18 protein-coding genes and 2 pseudogenes are annotated in these 19982 nt (G+C 38.4%); 10 read left to right on the top strand and 10 right to left on the bottom strand.

Annotated elements, in window-relative coordinates; translation table 11 throughout:
• The first annotated feature begins 29 nt into the window (after positions 1 to 29).
• Positions 30 to 467: a carboxymuconolactone decarboxylase family protein gene (locus JAZ75_RS15405; protein WP_208696509.1), complete on the top strand. Its 438-nt coding sequence runs from the start codon at positions 30 to 32 to the stop codon at positions 465 to 467.
• A 325-nt stretch (positions 468 to 792) separates the two neighbouring features.
• On the opposite strand, the gene JAZ75_RS15410 is transcribed toward JAZ75_RS15405, so the two are convergent.
• From JAZ75_RS15410 to JAZ75_RS15450, 9 genes are all read right to left on the bottom strand, one after another.
• Positions 793 to 1362 (bottom strand): hypothetical protein, encoded by a 570-nt coding sequence (locus JAZ75_RS15410; RefSeq protein ID WP_208696510.1) that lies wholly within the window; start codon positions 1360 to 1362, stop codon positions 793 to 795.
• A 7-nt stretch (positions 1363 to 1369) separates the two neighbouring features.
• Positions 1370 to 1765 (bottom strand): cytidine deaminase family protein, encoded by a 396-nt coding sequence (locus tag JAZ75_RS15415; RefSeq protein WP_208702479.1) that lies wholly within the window; start codon positions 1763 to 1765, stop codon positions 1370 to 1372.
• Complete coding sequence (locus JAZ75_RS15420) at positions 1756 to 2478, bottom strand: class I SAM-dependent methyltransferase (protein WP_208696512.1); 723 nt, start codon at positions 2476 to 2478, stop codon at positions 1756 to 1758. Before JAZ75_RS15420 ends, JAZ75_RS15415 begins: the two co-directional genes overlap by 10 nt.
• A 66-nt stretch (positions 2479 to 2544) precedes the next feature.
• Positions 2545 to 2982: an N-acetyltransferase gene (locus tag JAZ75_RS15425; RefSeq protein WP_208696514.1), complete on the bottom strand. Its 438-nt coding sequence runs from the start codon at positions 2980 to 2982 to the stop codon at positions 2545 to 2547.
• Between the two features lie 76 nt (positions 2983 to 3058).
• Entirely contained in the window at positions 3059 to 3526 is a 468-nt protein-coding gene (locus JAZ75_RS15430; protein WP_208696516.1) for a GNAT family N-acetyltransferase, read from the bottom strand.
• A gap of 46 nt (positions 3527 to 3572) precedes the next feature.
• Complete coding sequence (catA, locus tag JAZ75_RS15435) at positions 3573 to 4220, bottom strand: type A chloramphenicol O-acetyltransferase (protein ID WP_208696518.1); 648 nt, start codon at positions 4218 to 4220, stop codon at positions 3573 to 3575.
• A 236-nt stretch (positions 4221 to 4456) separates the two neighbouring features.
• Positions 4457 to 5539, bottom strand: coding sequence for a DUF418 domain-containing protein (locus JAZ75_RS15440; protein WP_208696520.1), 1083 nt, complete (start codon positions 5537 to 5539; stop codon positions 4457 to 4459).
• A 73-nt stretch (positions 5540 to 5612) separates the two neighbouring features.
• Positions 5613 to 6185, bottom strand: coding sequence for a Crp/Fnr family transcriptional regulator (locus tag JAZ75_RS15445; RefSeq protein WP_208696522.1), 573 nt, complete (start codon positions 6183 to 6185; stop codon positions 5613 to 5615).
• Positions 6186 to 6263: 78 nt separating this feature from the next.
• Positions 6264 to 6686, bottom strand: a complete 423-nt coding sequence (locus tag JAZ75_RS15450) for a GNAT family N-acetyltransferase (protein ID WP_132771324.1) — start codon at positions 6684 to 6686, stop codon at positions 6264 to 6266.
• Positions 6687 to 7074: 388 nt separating this feature from the next.
• Between JAZ75_RS15450 and JAZ75_RS15455 the strand changes: the two genes are divergently transcribed.
• The gene (locus JAZ75_RS15455) at positions 7075 to 7542 is read left to right on the top strand and encodes a DUF2938 domain-containing protein (protein ID WP_183914507.1); all 468 of its coding nucleotides are present in this window, start codon (positions 7075 to 7077) and stop codon (positions 7540 to 7542) included.
• Positions 7543 to 7642: 100 nt separating this feature from the next.
• Here JAZ75_RS15455 and JAZ75_RS15460 read toward each other — a convergent pair whose 3' ends face one another.
• Positions 7643 to 7882, bottom strand: coding sequence for a helix-turn-helix domain-containing protein (locus JAZ75_RS15460; protein ID WP_037528090.1), 240 nt, complete (start codon positions 7880 to 7882; stop codon positions 7643 to 7645).
• Between the two features lie 76 nt (positions 7883 to 7958).
• Between JAZ75_RS15460 and dinB the strand changes: the two genes are divergently transcribed.
• From dinB to JAZ75_RS15495, 8 genes and pseudogenes are all read left to right on the top strand, one after another.
• Positions 7959 to 9107: a DNA polymerase IV gene (gene dinB / locus JAZ75_RS15465; protein ID WP_183914505.1), complete on the top strand. Its 1149-nt coding sequence runs from the start codon at positions 7959 to 7961 to the stop codon at positions 9105 to 9107.
• Positions 9108 to 9114: 7 nt separating this feature from the next.
• Positions 9115 to 12168, top strand: a complete 3054-nt coding sequence (locus JAZ75_RS15470) for a DNA polymerase III subunit alpha (protein WP_208696524.1) — start codon at positions 9115 to 9117, stop codon at positions 12166 to 12168.
• A 245-nt stretch (positions 12169 to 12413) separates the two neighbouring features.
• Positions 12414 to 13318, top strand: a pseudogene (locus JAZ75_RS15475) (aldo/keto reductase).
• 6 nt (positions 13319 to 13324) lie between these two features.
• Positions 13325 to 13615 carry a DUF3861 domain-containing protein gene (locus JAZ75_RS15480; RefSeq protein ID WP_208696526.1) on the top strand — a complete coding sequence of 97 codons (291 nt, stop codon included), beginning with the start codon at positions 13325 to 13327 and terminating at the stop codon, positions 13613 to 13615.
• 61 nt (positions 13616 to 13676) lie between these two features.
• On the top strand, positions 13677 to 13967 hold the full coding sequence (locus JAZ75_RS26030; RefSeq protein WP_232789216.1) for a hypothetical protein: 291 nt from the start codon (positions 13677 to 13679) through the stop codon (positions 13965 to 13967).
• Between the two features lie 15 nt (positions 13968 to 13982).
• Positions 13983 to 14780 (top strand): annotated as a pseudogene (locus JAZ75_RS15485) (L-dopachrome tautomerase-related protein); the annotation flags it as partial.
• A gap of 391 nt (positions 14781 to 15171) precedes the next feature.
• A complete protein-coding gene (locus JAZ75_RS15490; RefSeq protein WP_208696528.1) occupies positions 15172 to 18165 on the top strand; it encodes a SusC/RagA family TonB-linked outer membrane protein in 2994 nt (997 codons plus the stop codon).
• 11 nt (positions 18166 to 18176) lie between these two features.
• On the top strand, positions 18177 to 19796 hold the full coding sequence (locus JAZ75_RS15495; RefSeq protein WP_208696530.1) for a RagB/SusD family nutrient uptake outer membrane protein: 1620 nt from the start codon (positions 18177 to 18179) through the stop codon (positions 19794 to 19796).
• The last annotated feature ends 186 nt before the right edge of the window (positions 19797 to 19982 follow it).

The raw sequence follows: 19982 nt of genomic DNA on the forward strand, positions 1-19982 counted from the left end.
GGAATGATATAATTTAAAAGATTTGAAAAATGAAAAAACGTATTGATTTATCCGCTGTAACCGCAGGTGTTTATAAAAGAATTATAGCACTAGATACTGCTGTTCAAAATTCAGGATTAGATAAAACCCATCTGGAACTTATTAAAATTAGAGCTTCCCAGGTAAATGGATGTGCCTTTTGCCTCAATATGCACACCAGCGATGCTTTGAATCAAGGCGAAACGGCACAACGCATATTTTTATTAAATGCTTGGAGAGAGACCGAGTTATTCTCGAGAGAAGAACGTGTTATTTTGGCTATGACCGAAGAAATCACGCTGATCAGTCAAAATGGATTGTCTGAGGAGACCTATGAGCAGGCTGCTCAGCTGTTTAATGAAGAGTATGTTGGTTTGATTATAATGGCGATTATTACGATCAATGCATGGAACAGGGTGGCGATCAGTACTCATAAGCCTTTGAATTAGTCTTTTGCTTCGCTACCAACTTTTGTGTGTTTTCAGGCTATACCTTTTAAAGGTATAGCCTTAAATTTTTATTTTGCTTAAACAAAAGTTATCTTTTAAAAACTGGCCTATGATAGAAGAGCGCTTTTGAAGTGCTGGATAACGCTGCTATAAATGGTTCCTATAATTCTTAATGTTTATGGTTTTTCCGAAACTGCAGGGGTGTTATTCCGGTTTGTTTTTTAAAAAAGCGGTTAAAATATGAATCGTCTGTGAAGTAAAACTCTTTGAATTCCTGCGGGTTTTTAATTTCATGGATATCGGAAGCCTTAGACATATTTTGTTACTAGGATACGATTTTTACAGATTTGAGGTAGAACTCTTTAGGCTCCAGGTTGTGATAAATACTCAGAAAATCAGTTTCAATGTTAATACTTTCCAATCCTGCTTCTATAGGCATATACAAGAGACGTAAGTCGACACCTACAATATTGGCTGTTACTGTAGTCATCTGCGCGGCATTTCTTAAATAAAAAGCTATTCGTTTTTCTCTTATTTCCTGCTCTTCCTTATCTCTGGCTTTTTCCGGAGCTTCACATTCTATAATGAAGCCTTTTACTTTTATAGTATGTGCCAATTCCTGAAGAAAAAAAGAACCAATTCCCTGACCTCTTCCGCTATCTCGGGTGACAGCAGAATAGTCTAATAACTGCAAATTTTTGTCTTTCCACATAAAAGTCGCATAAGCTTTTACCTGCGAATCTTCTTCCAATATATAAGCGGCATATTTATTAGCCGCGAACGCATTTTCGATAACATATAACGGTTTTACTTCCTCTTCAGGAAAATCTGCTACAAGATGCTGCTGATATATGGTACTAAATTCTGTAAAGTTAATTTCTCTTATTTTTTTCATTTTCCTTTTACCACTCTCGTTCTAAACCTTCTTTCCAATCGTAAGGCAATAATTCTCCCAGGGTTTTAAATATCCCATTCTTCACTTCTATTGTAGTCTGAAGATTTTCTTTAGCTAACTGACTGATCAATTCTCTGCATCTGCCACAGGGGGGGAAGGCATTTCCATTTTCATCTACGGCTACGATAGATCTGATTTGGCTTTCTCCGTTTTTCAGCATTTCTGCTACAGCACTGTGTTCGGCGCAGCATCCCATTGAACAGGCGGTATCTATGCTGATTCCGGTGTAAATATTTCCACTAACGGTTTCAATAGCTGCAGCAACACCACCATATGCAATGAAATCATTTAATCTCTTGGGACGGGCATGTTTTTGTGCGATTTGTTTTAAGATTATTTGGATACTGCGATGATTAAAATTGGAGGTCTGTCCAAATGCTGCTCAAGGTCGGGCCTTGCAGTTAGTACTGTTGCAGTTGGTACCGGCTCTTCTATATGATCTATGTGAAAACCGGCTGCTATTAAATCCATCACTATTGTACTTAATTTGCGATGATATTTTACAACACCTTCCAAAAACCAATTTTGATGTCTTATGCCTTCGATAGCATAATGAGCCACCGGCCATAGTTTTGTTCCTTCTGTTGTGACCCATCCTTTCATTAAGGCAGTACATACGGGATGCTCAATTGAGAATATAAATTGTCCACCGTTCTTAAGTCCCCGGTAAATGCGATCAAATAATCCATTTAAATCCTGAACATAATGTAAGGTCATGGAGCTGAGGATCAAGTTGAAATGGTTTTCTTTGATAGCATAATCTTCTATGGCTGAACAGGCGAGTTCCAGATGATCTGAAGTTATTCTTTTTCTAAGTTCGTCAAGCATTTTTCTTGATATATCCACACCGATAACACTCCCGGGTGATTTCGTTAGTATATAGGCCAGTTGCTGTCCCAACCCACAACCAATGTCTAAAACATTTGCCCCAGCCTGATTTTTAATCAGTTTCCTGATTACAGGTTGTTCGATCAATTCATTAAGCCCCTTATCATTATCCCGCAGGTCTTTATATTTTTCAAAGAATACGGGATGGTCATAAATATTTTGTTTCATTCCTCTAGTCGATTATAGCATTTTATGTTTTTTAGCTTTTTGTTTTTATAAATGGATTTTATTGTTTCAAATGTATTTTTGCTTCCATTCCATTCGGCAGTCTGTTGCGCCTGTATTTTCGTCCAACATTTCTTCGATAATCCGAAAACCGTGTTTCTGATAAAAATGGATTGCTTGTTCATTCAAGGCGTACACATTTAACGAAAGCTGATCACATTTTGTCTTTATGAACTGCAGAAGTGCAGAACCGTATCCTTCTGCTTGATGAGCAGGACTTATAAATAAGGCTGCAATATGATCGTCTACGACTGATACAAAACCTTTAATACTATTCGATTCATCTTCCAAAATCCATGTTTTACTGGATGGTAAATAAATATCTTTCATCTTTTGAGCGCTATTGATCCAGAAGGATGAATCTATAAAATGATGTGCTTTTATGGAAGCTTCCAGCCAGATATCAATTAAATGACTGTAGTCATCTTGTACAGCAATTCTTATCATATTAAATTCTTAAGGGTTTTAAGTCGTTCCATATATTTTAATTTAACGATAGCATTTTATTGAAATCAATAACCTGCTATTTTATTTTCATTCGCATAGATTTACTAAAGGTTTCAAAACCTTCACGCAGATACAATGCCTCTGCTAGGGTATTTTTTGCCAGTACACTTAGTTCTAGATAATCTGCGTCCTGCTCTTTTGCCCATTGCTTGATGCGGTCAATCAATGCTTTTCCAATTCCTTTTCCGCGCATATTCTGATCAACTACAATATCCATTAAATACATGCATTTTAACGGAACAAAACAATTATAGGGGGGGCTTTCCTCTAATTTTGCAATGGCAAAACCTTTTGCCTCCCCATCTATAGTGTAAATGAATGCAACAAAATTATCTGCTGCGGCAACTACTTGCTGAAGAAAAGCTTCATCCTGAAGGGCAGGCTGAAGGTAATCAGGTTCATAGTTTGCCAACTGTTCAAATAGCAGGGAATAAAGTATTTTTATCTGTGGAAGATCTGCCGGTGTTGCTTTTCTAATATCCATATGTTTTTCGAGCTAAATTAAAATCGATTTCATTATCTTTTTAGCTTTATTTAAGTGTTTGAATGGTCGTGCAAAATTCCTGTAAGGTGTTGATCAATTTGGCAACATGTAGGCCATCGCAAACGGCATGGTGCACTTGTATGGCCAATGGCATGAGGATTTTGTTTCCTTCCGTCTGGTATTTTCCAAAAGTAAAACTGGGGGCAAAATAGTCCGTAAAATCAGCAATATTGAGGTTAAAACTCTCAAAATGAATCCACGGAAGTGCCGAAATATTAAAATGATTTTTGGGAGCTTTTTCAGGGAGGAAGCTCCTGTTGTTTTCATTTCTTTGAAGGACCGCGTTATAGCTGGCTATAAAATCCTGGAAGCTGTCCGAATAGGGTACAGAAAGTGCAGAAAAAGTTTCTGTGTCCTGATGAAGGACGGTATAAACCGGGTTTACAGAATCCCAAATAATCAAGTCACCATCTTTCATTCCCATTTTAAACTCAGGATGTTGGTTCACGGCTTTTGATAGCAGATAAATCATCACAGGATAAAATTTAAATCCCTGTTCTTTTACAAAAGGAATAACCGCTGAAATATCTAATTTAACGGTCAAACTGAATCCGCATTTTATCGCATCACGATAAGCATCAAAGTGTTCCTTCCGGTTCCACTTTTCTATATTTACTGTTTTGTATGCTGTCATGATCGTATTGTTTTTTTAATAGGTGTATTTTTATACGCCTAGTTTGTTTTGAGTTATTGGATACAAGTTACAAAATATGCCAGACAAGAACGAAATGTGAAATTCTACGCCGAGAAATTGTATTTAACGCCACATTATTTAACCACATTATGAAAGTCGGAAACCGGAAAATGCATGTTGCAGAGGATTGGCCGTGTGGTTGTAATACAGGCTAAATCATTATCGCCATTCAGGTATCAACTTGATATTTTTCTCATCAGCGTTTCCAAGGGGCCATTCTTATATTTTGTCTTCCATATTTTGCTGAAATAGTAACTGAAGATAAAATATACTATAGAGAATGTTAATATCCACAAGGGGTGTACAGAATCTGTTTGATTGATCTTTGCTCCATAGGGTTTACCGGAGAGGAGTGAAAAAATAATCATTCCGATGGTTAAGTGCGCAATGTAATGGGTGAGGGTCATTTGTCCAGTTGTTGCTAAATTTTGGATAAATTTATTTTCTAAAAAAAACGAACTGCTATACATGAAACCTGCGATCAGCATCAGTCCAAAACCTATTGTGCTCAGCAAAAATGGTAAAAGGGGAGGAAGGTAATCTGCAGTAATGATCTCTATCAATTCTTTATTGGTAAAAATATTTTGAGCGCAGATCTGTAATATGGTAACGGGTATAAAAAGTGCGGCACCTAACAGAAATACCCTTTTTTTGGTGATCAATAATGTCCAATTTAATCTGCCGAGATACATTCCGGTGGTAAAATAGGCTATCCAAGGAAAAACACTGTTCCAGCCATTGTAAAATGTGTTTCGTATAAATCCCGGTATCGACCATAGATCGGTATATTCAAGCGTATCAAAGTTCCATCCTTTTTCGAATGGAATAATAAGCAGGAACACATGGAAAACCAAGATTGATAGAATACTAGCGATCAGGTAATATCTTGTGGGTAAAAATAAAAGAAAAGTGGCAATGAATAGGTATAATCCATAGAAATGCAGGATATCTGCTGGCCACCATATGCTGAGCAACAATCCTAAAACGAATAGGAACAATGCTCTTTTTAAAACAGTATGTCTTAGTTTTTTCCTCTCCTCGTGCGTATAATGTGGTCTATTGGTCATCAAAGCTATTCCCATTCCTGCAAGCATGACAAATATAGTACTTGAATTTCCACTGAAAAGCGATAGAAATTTTCCGACCGAACTTGTGTCGTTATAACTCCCAAACACCATATTAAAGTTGACAATATACATTCCAAAAATGGCATATGCTCTAGCTAAATCAAACCCAATAATTCTACTTTTGTTACCCACAATATGGAATGTTTAAATGAAAATTCAAATTTCTAAGATTGAATCTGCATTCCATTTGACTTAGGTCAAATAATTAAATTTTGGATCTGATTCTGCTCAGCGTTTCCAGGGATATGCCTAAATAAGAAGCAATATAGGTAAGTGGAACTTCAAGAATAATGTGAGGCTGTTGCCGGAGTAACTGTAAGTATCTCTCAGTTGCATTGCGTGTTCGAAATTCAAATAACCTTTTTTCGAGCCACATCGCATAATATTCTGTCATCATCAGATCAAGTTCAACCAGTTTTGGGAACTTTGCTTTAAGCATCTGAAATGATTGCGCTTCGGTCTGGTAAACCGTTACATCTGTGACGGCCTGAATAAATTCTTTACTGGGTTTTTGAAGTACATAGCTATCAAATGAAACCGCAATATCATGTTCAAAAATAAGCTCGGTTGTAATTTCCTTCGTATCATTCCAATAGAATTTTCGTAGAATTCCCTGTTCAATCCAGAAACTATACCGACATAGTTTATCTTGATGTAAGAGAAATTCCCCTTTTTTATATCTTTTTAATTCTCGAATATTTTCTAAAGCGGATAAGGTTTCAGAATCTAAATTTTGAATCAGTTCATCTATTTTTTTGAGTTGTATTTCTTCGGTCATATCCGCATGGTCTTTTTCATTTTCTTATGGCAAGCTAAACTACGCTAAAATAATGAGGCGTTTGGGTTAAAAGCAAGATTATAATCCCATATGCAAAATCGGATATGCTTTGCCTTGTCCATCAATTTCGGATCTGTTCAGTATCTGAAATCCGATATGCGTATAAAATCCAACGGCTTGTAAATTTTGTTCATTAACATCCACTTTGGAGATCTTGAAATGATCTATACCGTGGGTCACCAGCTTTTTTCCGATTCCCTTGCCACGAGCATTATGGTGAATAAATAGCATTTCAAGATTTTCACCAGAAATCCCCATAAATCCAATTAAAGTCCCATTGTCATCATATCCAAATAGTTTAACATGTTCAAAATAATTTGGGATATGTTCTTTATAATAATTGAAATCTTCTTCTTTAAGAAAATCGTGTGTATTTGATACTGCACTCTCCCATATTTTTATCAGAGTGGGATAATCTGTTATGTTAATTTTTCTAATCATGCTCGTATATATTAGTGAACAAAATTCTGTTATTTTTTACAGTAAACGCTGAACTCAGGTTAAAAAATGTACTTATATATGCCGCTTAAAGCTTGAGGGGTAATATCCTGATAAGAGGCAATATACTTGAATGGGATATAATTTAATACACGATCCTATTCATAGTGTGATTATCTAAACCTGATAAAGTTAATGTTTATTGCTGTTCTCTGTTGCGATTCCTTTGATTTGTGCAGTTTTCCCAAGGATATGTGTCAGTTATTATCGGTTGAAGCATGCTAACTTTGAATCATTAAAATGTTAGAATGATGGCACAGGGAAATCATAACCTCAAAAGTGGGTACAGCCAATCATTAAAGAGAAATTAATTTTATAAAATAACAAGCGCATGAACATCCTATCACAATACATCAGTTATTCCATATTTATCGGCGTTGGTGCCACGATTTTTATGGATTTGTACGCTTTATTTATCAAAACTGCTTTTAAAATTCCCTCTTTGGATTATGCTCTTGTAGGGCGTTGGATAGGTCATTTTAAACAGGGTGTCTTCGCTCATAAAAACATTGAACATGCTAAAAAAATCACTGGTGAAAGGGCTTTGGGCTGGATGGCACATTACCTCATCGGTATTTCATTTGCGCTTTTACTTTTATTGATCTGCGGGCTGGACTGGTTGTACCAACCTACATTTTTAGTTTGTATAAATGTCGGAGTTGCGACTACTGCTGCTCCTTGGTTTATGATGCAGCCTGCGTTTGGTTTTGGCATCGCCGCATCTAAAACTCCTAAGCCCTTCACGGCGCGATTAAGAAGTCTACAGGCACATGCTATATATGGTTTGGATTATATATAACCCGCATTAGTTTTGAGTAAGCTCATTTTATAACCAGATATTATTATAATCGTAAGTTTTTATTATCTGTACGGAGCGTGAATAATCGAGTCGCTAAGCGCTATACTTCTTGCAGTTTATATTTCCTGAGATCAACAGTGAGTAATTGATCGGTGCTGACCTGAAAGTAGCGCGATAGTGCTAAGAGTACATCTAGAGGCGGAGCCGTTTTCCCGATTTCATATTTCGCATAAGAATCTCTTGTAACAGCTAGTTCAGCAGCAATTTTTCCTTGTGTAAGTCCGGGTATCTGCATCCTGAGGTACCTGATATTATCAGACAAAATCGATAGTGTTGACATTTTGTGAATATTAATCACATCAAATGTAAGGATAAATGTGAAAAATATTAGCATTTTTACTAAATAATTTAGTGAAATGAATAGAGCGATTGTACATATGGATTTGGATACCTTTTTTGTATCCTGTGAGCGGCTGGTAAATTCGCAACTCAACGATATTCCGTTGATTATTGGTGGAGGGGATCGGGGAGTGGTTTCTTCCTGTAGTTATGAAGCAAGAACTTTTGGGGTGCGGTCTGCGATGCCGATGAAGATGGCATTACGGCTCTGTCCTCAGGCCAGGGTAGTAAAAGGGGATATGGAATTATATTCCAAGATGTCCCATACGGTGACAGAAGTGATTGAAGAAAGTGCTCCAGTAATGGAGAAGGCTTCTATCGATGAGTTTTATCTTGACCTGACCGGGATGGATAAATTTTTCGGGGCTTATAAGTGGACCAATGAACTAGGAGCCAAAATTGAAAAGGAAACAGGTTTGCCTATCAGCTATGCTTTATCTGTTAATAAAACGGTCAGTAAAATCGGCACAGGCGAATCCAAACCTCATGGTCATCGTGAAATACCTTCAGTGGGTGTTCATTCTTTTCTTAATCCGCTATCCATTAGAAAGATGCCGATGGTGGGGAATGCTACTTTCCAGCTTTTATCACGAGTTGGGATCCGTACAATAGGTACATTGTCCGAAATTCCTGTTGAGGTGCTGCAGCAGATGATCGGGAAAAATGGGGTCGATTTATGGAAAAAGGCAAATGGGATTGATGAAACTCCTGTTATGCCTTATTCGGAAAGAAAATCGATTTCCAAGGAAAGAACTTTTAATAGCGACACCACGGATATTCATGTCGTGAAAAGCCTCATCTCGGGTATGGCCGAACAGCTGGCTTACCAGCTGCGCTGTGAGAAGTGGTTGACTTCCACCGTAGTAGTCAAGATCAGATACTCTAATTTTGATACTGAAACGAAACAATGCCGTGTCACTTATACCTCTGCAGATCATACGCTGACCAGGATCGCTTTAGAACTTTTTGATAAAATTTATACCAGACGGATGCGTCTTCGATTGGTGGGACTTCGGTTTACAGATCTGGTGCACGGAAGTTACCAAATGAATTTATTTGAAGACAATACACAGCTTATCAATCTGTATCAGGCAATGGATGCTATCAAAATGCGCTATGGCAGTGATGCGGTGGGGAGGGCAGTAGGTTTTAATTTTTCAACTTAATTGTCTTATGTTTCTTAACTGCCACTCTTTTCACAGTCTTCGTTATGGAACACTTTCCATAGAGGAGCTCGTGGAGCAGGCCGCCGTCTTGGGGTTAAAGGAGCTTGTGCTGACGGATATCAATACCATTTCGGGCATCTATGAATTCAAAAAGAAATGTGAAGAAAAGAACATCAAACCGATTGCTGGTATTGAAGTTCGCAGAGGAAATGAGCTGCTTTATATTACCATTGCAAAAGAGTTTCAGGGTGTCGGAGAGGTGAACCGGGTTTTGACTTCCTATAATTGCGATGGGATTGATCTGCCGGCACAGCCTGATTTTCCGAACTGTTTTGTGATCTATCCCTTAAGCAATATTCCTGCGCAGCTCCATGAAAATGAATATATCGGCATCCGGGAAGAAGAACTGAATAGCTTGTTCCGTAAAGAGTATCAGGCGCTGATTGCAAAGATGGTGATCCTGCAACCTGTGACTTTCACAACGAAAAAGGAATTTAATCTACACCGGATACTGCGAGCGATTGACAACAATATGCTGCTGTCGAAATTGCCGAAAAGTGAAATTTGCAGTAAATCGGAGTACTTGAGGTCGGAACAATCGCTATTGGAGGCTTATCAGCATTATCCGCAAATCATTGCGAATACCAAAAATATACTTTCGGTATGCCAGTTCGAATTTGCGTTTACCACACGGAGAAATAAAAGACACTACAAGGGATCAAAGGAGCACGATATCAATAAATTAACAGCACTGGCTTATGCAGGACTGGAAAGACGTTATGGAAAGGATCATGCAATAGCGAAACAGCGTGTTGAAAAGGAACTGCAGGTGATCGATGAATTAAATTTCAGCGGTTATTTTCTCATTACCTGGGATATCATCCGCTATAGCAACAGCATGGGTTTTATGCATGTGGGCAGGGGAAGCGGAGCCAACAGCATAGTTGCATATTGCTTGGGCATAACGGATATCTGTCCTTTGGAACTGGATCTTTACTTCGAGCGATTTCTAAATTTAAACCGAAAAAGTCCGCCTGATTTTGATATTGACTGGAGCTGGCAGGAGCGGGATATGATATTGAAATATATCTTTGACCGCTATGGAAAAAACCATGTTGCTTTTTGTGGTACGAATGTCGAATTTAAGTACCGTTCCATTATTCGTGAGATGGGTAAGGTATTTGGTTTACCGAAAGAGGAGCTCGATGAACTGACCAAAAATCCGGAAAAAGTTTTTAAAGATCAGGTGGTCCAGAAAGTGCAGGAGTATGGAAAGTTATTGGAAAAGTTTCCCAATCAGCGCAGCATGCATGCCTGTGGGATTATTATCTCTGAGGAACCGCTTACCAATTTTACGGTTCTTGAAATGCCTCCCAAAGGTTTTCCGATCGTGCAGTGGGATATGCATGTTGCGGAGGATATCGGTTTTGATAAATTTGATATTCTGTCGCAACGTGGACTCGGGACTATCAATGATACGGTGAAATTATTGGAAGAAAAACGGGGAATTAAAGTAAACATTAGGGATACTAAGCTTTCCAAGGATGAAGCCCTATGTAATGAATTTTTAAGCCGGGGGAAAACGATCGGATGTTTTTATATTGAAAGTCCTGCGATGCGCGGTCTGCTGCGAAGATTGAAATGTGATAATTATAAGGTGCTGGTGGCGGCATCATCGATTATACGTCCCGGTGTAGCGCAAAGTGGTATGATGCGGGAATATATTTTTAGGCATAATAATCCAGATCAGTTTGAATATTTTCATCCGATATTTGAAGAACAGCTCGGTGACACCTATGGTATTATGGTTTATCAGGAAGACGTGATTAAAATTGCACTCCATTATGGCGGGGTTTCTGCTGCTGATGGTGATATATTGCGTAGGGCCATGAGTGGAAAAGGCAGATCGCGTAAGGCGCTTCAAAAAGTAAAGGATGATTTTTTTGAATCTTGTAGGCAACAGGGGCATCCGGAAGAACTGAGTACAGAAATCTACCGGCAGATTGAATCTTTTGCTGGATATTCATTCTGTAAGGCGCATTCTGCTTCTTATGCCGTGGAGAGTTACCAGAGCTTATACCTCAAACTCTATTATCCTCTTGAATTTATGGTATCTGTCATCAATAATATGGGCGGTTTCTACAGATCGGAAGTGTACATCCATGAGGCCCGGATGTCTGGCGCCAAGATCCTGAATCCATGCGTGAACAGGAGTGAGCAGCAGACTACCATCTATGGTGATGAGGTTTATCTGGGATTTATGCATCTGGAGAAAGTGGAAGCGAAACTTGGCCGGTTGATTCCTGAAGAAAGGATCAGAAATGGGGAGTATCGCTCTTTGGAAGATTTTATTAAACGTATTCCGATCGGTATTGAAACCTTGCAGATTTTGATCTTTATTGGAGCTTTTCGGTTCAGCGGTGTGCCCAAAAATGAGCTGTTGTTAAAATCAAGGGTGCTGCTCGGTGATTTTAAGCCTGGACGTCGCGCTGAAACCTTATTTGAGGAGCCTGTCAAGCATTTTAAATTTCCGGAATTGAAACGCAACATCTTTGAGGATGCTTTTGACGAGATAGAAATTTTAAGTTTTCCGGTTTCATGTACACCCTTCGATCTGCTGCAGACAAAGTATAGGGGAACAGTGATGGCTAAAGATCTGATCCAACATCATAAAAAGGAGGTCAAAATGCTTGCTTATCTGATCTCACGGAAGCATGTACCTACAAAAAGAGGAATCATGTATTTCGGAACCTGGGTGGACAACAATGGTGATTATTTTGATACGGCTCATTTTCCGGACTGTCTGGAACGGTATCCTTTTCAAGGGGGCGGATGCTATTTACTCTTAGGAACGGTAGAAGTGGACTTCCATTTTCCGACCATAACCATAACGAAGATGGCAAAGATGCCTTTTATTCCTGATCCACGTTACTCACATGATGAGGAAAAGAAGTATGAAGCGCAGGAACGTATGAGAGAAGATGTTAGCATGACTTTTAGAGCTCCTTACCCACAAGAACATGAGATTGGGCTGCCCAGGATGAAAACAGTGAAGGAGTAACTGACCGATGTCGTGAAGTAGTAAAGTGTAGTTTGATTTTTTTAGGCAAACAACAGCTCTTATTTATTTGTTTTATAATCGGTATCATACTAAAAAAGCGGAAATTGCGGTTCAGAAAAGTATTGATACGCGAATGAAAATTTATAAATTAGAAAAAATCAACAAAAATGGAATATAGAAAATTAGGCGATAGCGACTTAGCGCTTTCAGCGATTACATTTGGTGCATGGGCTGCTGGTGGATGGATGTGGGGAAGTACTGATAGAAACGATGCGATCGAAGCCATTAAAGCTTCTTACGATGTAGGGGTGACTTCGATTGATACAGCACCTATCTATGGGCAGGGGTCCAGTGAAGAGATCGTTGGTGATGCGATTAAAGGAATAGCGAGAGATCAGGTTCAGATTTTAACCAAATTTGGCATGCGCTGGGATCTAGCGAAGGGTAATCTGGCCATGCATAGCAAAAACAATGCTGGTCAAGATATCGATATCTATAAATTTGCAGCTAGAGAGAGCATTATATATGAATGTGAACAGAGTTTGCGCCGTCTAAAGACAGATTATATTGATCTATACCAAATTCACTGGCCAGATACAACTACAGCGATAAGTGAAACCTTTGAGGCGGTCTCTCGTTTGATCGAGCAGGGAAAGGTACGCTATGCAGGAGTCTGTAATTATAATGTGGAACAGATGGTGGAAGCAGAAGAAACGTTAAAATTAGTTTCAAATCAGGTCCCTTTCAGTATGGTAAACCGGGGGATTGAGGAGGAACTTGTTCCGTATTGTGTAGTCAACGACAAATCCATTTTGGCTACAGCCCATTACAACGGGGCTTATTGACAGGTAAAATCACTACCAATTATACTTTTCAAGAGGGGGACCATCGTGCCAACCAACCGCATTTTCAACCTGAATTTATCGAAAGAACCAATGATTTACTGTCGAAAATAAAACCGATTGCAGGTCAGCATCATGTCACCCTGGGCCAACTGGTATTGCGTTGGACGCTTGAAAGGGCTGGTATCACAATTGCATTAGCCGGTGCTAGAAATGCGGTTCAGGCGGTTCAGAATGCACAGGCAATCAACATTGATCTGTCGCAGGAAGAAATAGATACTATTAATGAATATGTTGTTAATTTTTAATTTGATATGGAGAAAAGAAATAATGTCTATCAATTGGATTTAAAAGAAATAAGTCTCAAGAACGGTGATACGGGTAAACAATCTTTAAGTTTAAACTTTGATAATCATGATGATCTATTTCAGATTTTTGAAGTGATCCAGTCGAAACAGATTTTTGAAAATAAGGAGACAGCGACTGAATTTGCTTTGGGACTGAAATTGTTTACTGAAGTCATGTTAAAAAATAAAAACCATCCGCTGTTTGATGAATTACGTCCCGCCATATTAGATTTTATGAAGAAATTAAAGAGTCAGTAAAGCATAGTGAAATGTCCTATGCTTTGGGCTATAAAAATATGCTTCAAAAAATAGTTTAATCATGAAATGGATCAATAACATCATCTTAATTGCAAGTTTATTTGTGAATATGGATCATACTACTGCCCAGACTTACCACAGCGAAGCGCTTCAGGAAGCGGCCTCTTTTGGAAAGTACCGTGCCATTGGCGTAAGTGTCAATGCTGCTAATCGCCTGTTTGTGTCGTTTCCAAGGCAAAATACCGATTACCAATATGGTTTAACAGAAATTGTAAACGGTGAGCGTGTTCCTTATCCGAACGATGAATGGAATAAAGATGGTGATGAACAGAACCATTTTGTGAGTGTTTAGGATCTCTATGTAGATGCACATGATTTTCTTTGGGTGCTGGATTCGAAACCTGCGCCCTCAGGTTCTATTTTTGGGGATAAAGGGGATGCAAAGCAAGGGCATTTCAAATTGTTAAAAATTAATACCAAAACGGATCTGGTTGAACAGATCTACACATTTGATGATCTGGATAAGGCGAAGTCGGGTTTAAATGATGTGCGTGTCGATGTTGAAAAAAATAAAGCTTACTTGTCAGATCCTGGTCAGGCGGCATTAGTGGTACTAGATCTGGAAACGGGAAAAACGCGTACTGTATTGCAAAAGACAGTTTTTACTTTAGCTGATCCTTCTCTGGTACTTGCATATGGGGGTGTGGAAATGCGCAATAAAGATGGCAAAGCATTTCTATCTCATGTGAATGGAATTGCGTTGACGCATGATTTTAACTATTTCTATTTTAAACCGATCAATCAAACACATCTATACCGCATCGAAACAAAATATCTTGCTGATGAAGGCCGCAGTGAAAAAGAGCTGGCATCGAAAGTTACAGATATGGGTGAAGTAGGGGTAACCCACGGGTTGATTGCTGATCAAAAAGGTAATATCTTTCTGACTACATCACTGGATTATTCCATCAAATATTTAAGTCCAGATGGTAAATTACATACTTTAGTGCAGGATTCCAGATTATTATGGCCCGATTCGTTCGGCATCGGGACGGACGGTTTTCTGTATTTTTCATGTGCGCAGTTGCCACAGGATCCTGCTTGGAGTCATGGTAAAGATCGCACAGAGTTACCCTATCGTGTGTTTAAAGTGAAACTGCCTTAAGGTCGTTTCTCTATTCTTTTTAATCTTTAAAAATTGTTAATCGAATTATATTGTTCACGTAGGATTTGGTTTTTTAACAAATTTTAAGAATCATTTTTCACTGAAATCTAATTTTTAATCAAGACATCTATTCTGTTACCCAAAATTCTCTTTTCAATATCAATACACACTTTATGTAAGGCATAATAATTAGGGTGTGTTCGCTATTTTTTAATATTTATAACGTTTTCGTGATTGATGCAACCGATTGCTTATTTCATAGTTTAATAGAATATTAAAGTTACGTGTATTTTGTCCTCACACTATACACTAAATTATTATGAACCAACCAAATTTGAAAACGATGAAACGGCTTTATCTATGCCGAAAATCAATTTTATTAAGCCCTATTATGCTAATTGGGTTACAAAGCTACGTTCACGCCAGTGTTTCTAAAAGTGATGTGCCAGTATATTATACTGTTCAATCGATCATAAAAGGAACAGTTAAAGATGGCGATGGGAATCCAATTTCTGGCGCAACAGTAAAAGTGAAGGGTGGAACAACAGCTACCTTAACAGATAAAACAGGAGGATTTGAAATTAGTGTAACCTCTTCAAATACAGTTCTTGTTTTTTCTTCTGTAGGATTCAAGACTGTGGAAGTAACAGCATCGGCAGCTACTCAAGTGATCTTGACATCAAGTTCAGAAAATTTAGAAGAAGTTGTGGTGGTGGGTTATGGGGCCCAAAAGAAATCAGATTTGACTGGAAGTATGGCTACAGTATCTTCTAAATCTTTAGAAAACATCAATTCACCTAATATCGTCGACAAGCTGCAAGGAAAAGTAGCCGGATTGAATATTAATTCCGGAAATGCGCGACCTGGAAATACGGCTTCTTTTACCATTCGCGGGGAAAACTCGATCTCTGCATCGAACGATCCTTTGATTATTTTGGATGGTATTCCTTTTAGTGGATCATTGGGTGATATCGCTTCCAATACCATTGAAAATATTTCTGTACTGAAAGATGCTTCTTCTACTGCTATTTACGGCTCGCGTGCAGCAAATGGTGTCATTTTGATTACTTCTAAAAAAGGACTATCAAGCAAGCCACAGATGAGTTATAATGGCTATTTTGGGGTACAAAATGTGGAGCGAAGACTTAATCTGATGAAAGGGGCGGAATATATTAATTATATGCGCGATTATCAAATTTCAAAAGGTAAAACAGGCAGTCAGCTGGATCCAGAAAATTATCTTTTTGCCAATGTTTTACAGCAATATAAGAAGGATGAAGAGGTGGATTGGCAAGATGTTATTTTTAACAATAATGCGCAGGTTAATGAACATCAGTTGAGTTTTTCTGGCGGTAGTGATCGTTCTGATTATTATGCTTCTGTGGCTTACCTCAATCAGGATGGTCTAGTGAAAAATACGCCTTATGAACGTTTTAATATCAATCTTAATCTCAATCAGCATTTGACATCCTGGTTGAAACTTGGTCTTGCCGTACAGGCATCTCAAGGTAAGTTGAATGGTGTGCAACCTTCTATTGACAATGCGGTAAAAATGAGTCCTTATGGTATCAATCGCGATGAAAATGATCAGGTGGTTACTTATCCGATGTATGCACAGACGTTGTTTGCACATCCGTTTGCTGATGAGAATGGAATTAGTGATGATATCAAGAGAACGGTGTATGCTAATACTTTTTTGGATGTTAAATTGCCTATTGAAGGTTTGAGTTTCAAAACGACTTTTGGTACGAATTATCAAAATAGAGAACAGTCTTATTACTATGGATCGAATACGCTAACCGGTATGGGAGTAAGAGGAAAAGGCGAAATCTACAACAACAACAGGTACGATTGGACTTGGGAAAATCTGCTTACGTATGACCGTACTTTCGGCGACCATAAATTAAATGTGGTCGGATTATACAGTGCATCGGAATCTCAAGAAAAATGGTCTCGCTTATATGGTGAAGATTTTGTGTCTGATGTGGGTTACAACAATTTAGGATCGGCTGCAAAAAATCAAAAAATATCTTCTGGGCTCACCAATACGGCATTACTTTCTTATATGGGAAGAATCAACTACGGATATAAAGAACGCTACCTGTTAACCTTGACAGGTAGATCGGATGGTTACTCGTCTTTCTCAAAAAATGATAAATATGCATTTTTTCCATCTATAGCAGGTGCATGGGTGCTATCCAAAGAGGACTTTTTTAGTTTGGAAAATGTCAATATGTTAAAGTTGCGTGCTTCTTATGGTAAAAATGGAAACCAGGCAGTAAGTCCATATCAGACATACAACCGCCTGTCGAAAATAGAATATCTATTTGGGGATGGAGCTACAGTTTCCAACGGATTGGTCATGAACTATAATGGTAGAGGAAGCAGCAGCTTAAAATGGGAGACAACTAAATCATTAAATATTGGTGTGGATTTTGGGTTGTGGAATGATCGTATCAGTGGTAATGTTGATTATTATAATGCGAAAACCTCTGATTTGTTAATGAGTCGTCAGGTGCCAGTTATGAATGGTTATAGCACGATCTTGAGTAACATTGGTCAGACTTCCAATGTGGGTATTGAAGTTGGATTAAATACCAAAAATATCGTAAAAGAAGATTTTAGATGGTCGTCGAGTATTAATTTTTCGTGGAATAAAAATAAAATTGTTGATTTAAGAGGAGATGGTAAGGATGATCTCACTAATGCTTGGTTGATCGGACAACCCATTCGTATTTTCTACGATTATAAAGTAGTCGGTATCTGGCAAAAAGAAGATGATATTGCACAATCTCACCAGCCGAATGCAAAACCTGGAGACGCTAAGTTGGCCGATATGAATGGTGATGGAAAAATTACTGCCGCAGATCGCACCATGATGGGGAATAAGGTGCCTGTTTATAACTTGAGTTTTGGCAATGAATTTTCCTACAAGAAATTTTCACTATCGATCTTTATGAATGGTGCTTTTGACGTTTCTAAAGAAGATAATTTTAGAAATATTGAACGATTCTTGCCCAACAATGGAGCCAACTACTTGTCGGATATGGCATACTGGACGCCCGAGCGCCCGAGTTTGACGATACCTTCACCTGGATATACGCCTGTGAACAACCATAGTTATTATTTGAATGCTTCTTACTGGCGCATTCGCGATCTATCATTGGGATATACTTTCAATAGCGAACAGCTGGAGCGATTAAATATCAGGTCGATCAGAGCATTTATCAATGGCCGTAATCTATACACCTTTACGAATGTTAAAGGGTTTAATCCAGAAGCTTTGGCAGTGAGTAGCGTGACAGGTAACCCAACGACAACAAATATCGTATCACCTTATCCATCTGCAAGAACATATTCATTAGGAGTCAATGTACAATTTTAATCAACGAGGTCATGAAAGCATTTAAAAACATTACATATTTATTATTAAGCACCACATTATTTGTTGGCTGCAGTAAAGATTTTTTGGAGGAAGATACTAGCGGTTTTCAAGCTCCCAACAATACGTATACCACCACGAATGGATTTGAAACTGGTTTAACAGGATTATATGCATTTGCAAGATTAGAATTCCAGACGTGGACCAACGACTTTTTTACGCAAGGAGCTACGCCGCAGGAGGCTTTGCAAGTAGGTACTGATATTGTTGCTATAAAGGGTACAGGTACCGATGCGACACTCGCTCCTTTTTCCAATTACACCTTAAATCCTACGTCTTCGTATGTTCGTAATTATTGGAAATTTGCCTATGGATTGATCGGTAATTCAAATCTGATCTTATCGGCATTGGACAATCCAAATATTCAATGGAAGGATGCCGATCAAGATCCGAAAAGAGTACGTGCTACGGCGGATTTTTTCAGAGCTTATGCTTACCGCTATCTTGTTAGTTTATATGGCGATGTGCCTTGGGTGGATAAAGTCTCAGAATTGCCACGAACAGATTTTACAAGAACGCCTAAGCAGGAGGTTGTCCAACATATGATTGCAGATCTAAAATATGCTGCCGAAAATCTTCCTGAAAATCCAGGAAGTGTGGAAGATGGGAAATTGACAAAATGGGCAGCCTATCACTATCTTGCAGAAGCTTATTTATGGGCCAATAAACCAGATTCAGCAATTATTGCAGCTCAGGCTGTTATTAATGCTCCATATTTCAGATTGAATGATCAAAGGTTTGGTGTAGAAAAGGATCTAGCAGGTGATTACTTCCACGATATGTTTATCGAAAAGAATCAAAATCGTAAATCAGGAAATCAAGAAACGATCTGGGCAATACAGCTGGAATATAATAGTCAGGGGGGAGGAGATCTTTATACCGATTGGAGTAAACGTGCTTGGGTACCTTTTTATGCACAACAAACAGGTTTTGTTTTAGCAGATTCTTTGGGAGGTCGTGGATTGGGACATATAAGACCATACGAGTGGTGGTTGAATGGCTATGAAGTACAGGATGTGCGTAATTCGAAATATAACATCAAGCGGAATTGGTATCATAACGATGCGAAGAGTCCATTGTATGGCACGAAGCTCAATATCACCGATCAGATTAAAGAATCGGGTAATGTGTTTGTGACGACGACTAAATTCTTTTATGGGAAAACTGCTGATAATCCTGCTTTTGAAGGTAATATGAAAGACCGTGTTAAAATCCGCCTGGCTGAAACCTTTTTACTTTTAGCGGAAGCTTATTTGCAGAAAAATGATCCGGGATCTGCTGCTACGGCAATTAATGTTGTACGTGCTCGTGCTAAAGCAACTCCTGTTTCTGCAGCGCAGGTTAATGTAGATTATTTATTGGACGAACGTGCTCGAGAGTTATTGGGAGAGGAAATGCGAAGAATGACCCTTTCTAGATTTGGTAGAAATGTGTTCTTAGATCGGGTGAAAAGATTGAATATACAATCAAAGGGTGTAATCAAAGAAGGAAATGAGCTATGGCCGATTCCGCAAGAGGTTATTGATGCAAATTCTGGAGCAGAATTTCCCCAAAATCTAGGCTATAATAATTAATATCGAATGAGATAAAAGTATCAAAGAGCTAGTGAATGACTTTATTCACTAGCTCTTTTTATTTTAAGCAAGTTGCTTATCTATAAAAGTATTTCTTTAATAAATATGAAACTGGTATTATATAACTGCTATTTTAATAATTGATAGTATGGGTATTTACAAAAAAGGTCGTGGCTTCCAATGAGC

This window comes from Sphingobacterium sp. UDSM-2020 (assembly GCF_016132525.1).
Lineage (GTDB): Bacteria > Bacteroidota > Bacteroidia > Sphingobacteriales > Sphingobacteriaceae > Sphingobacterium > Sphingobacterium anhuiense.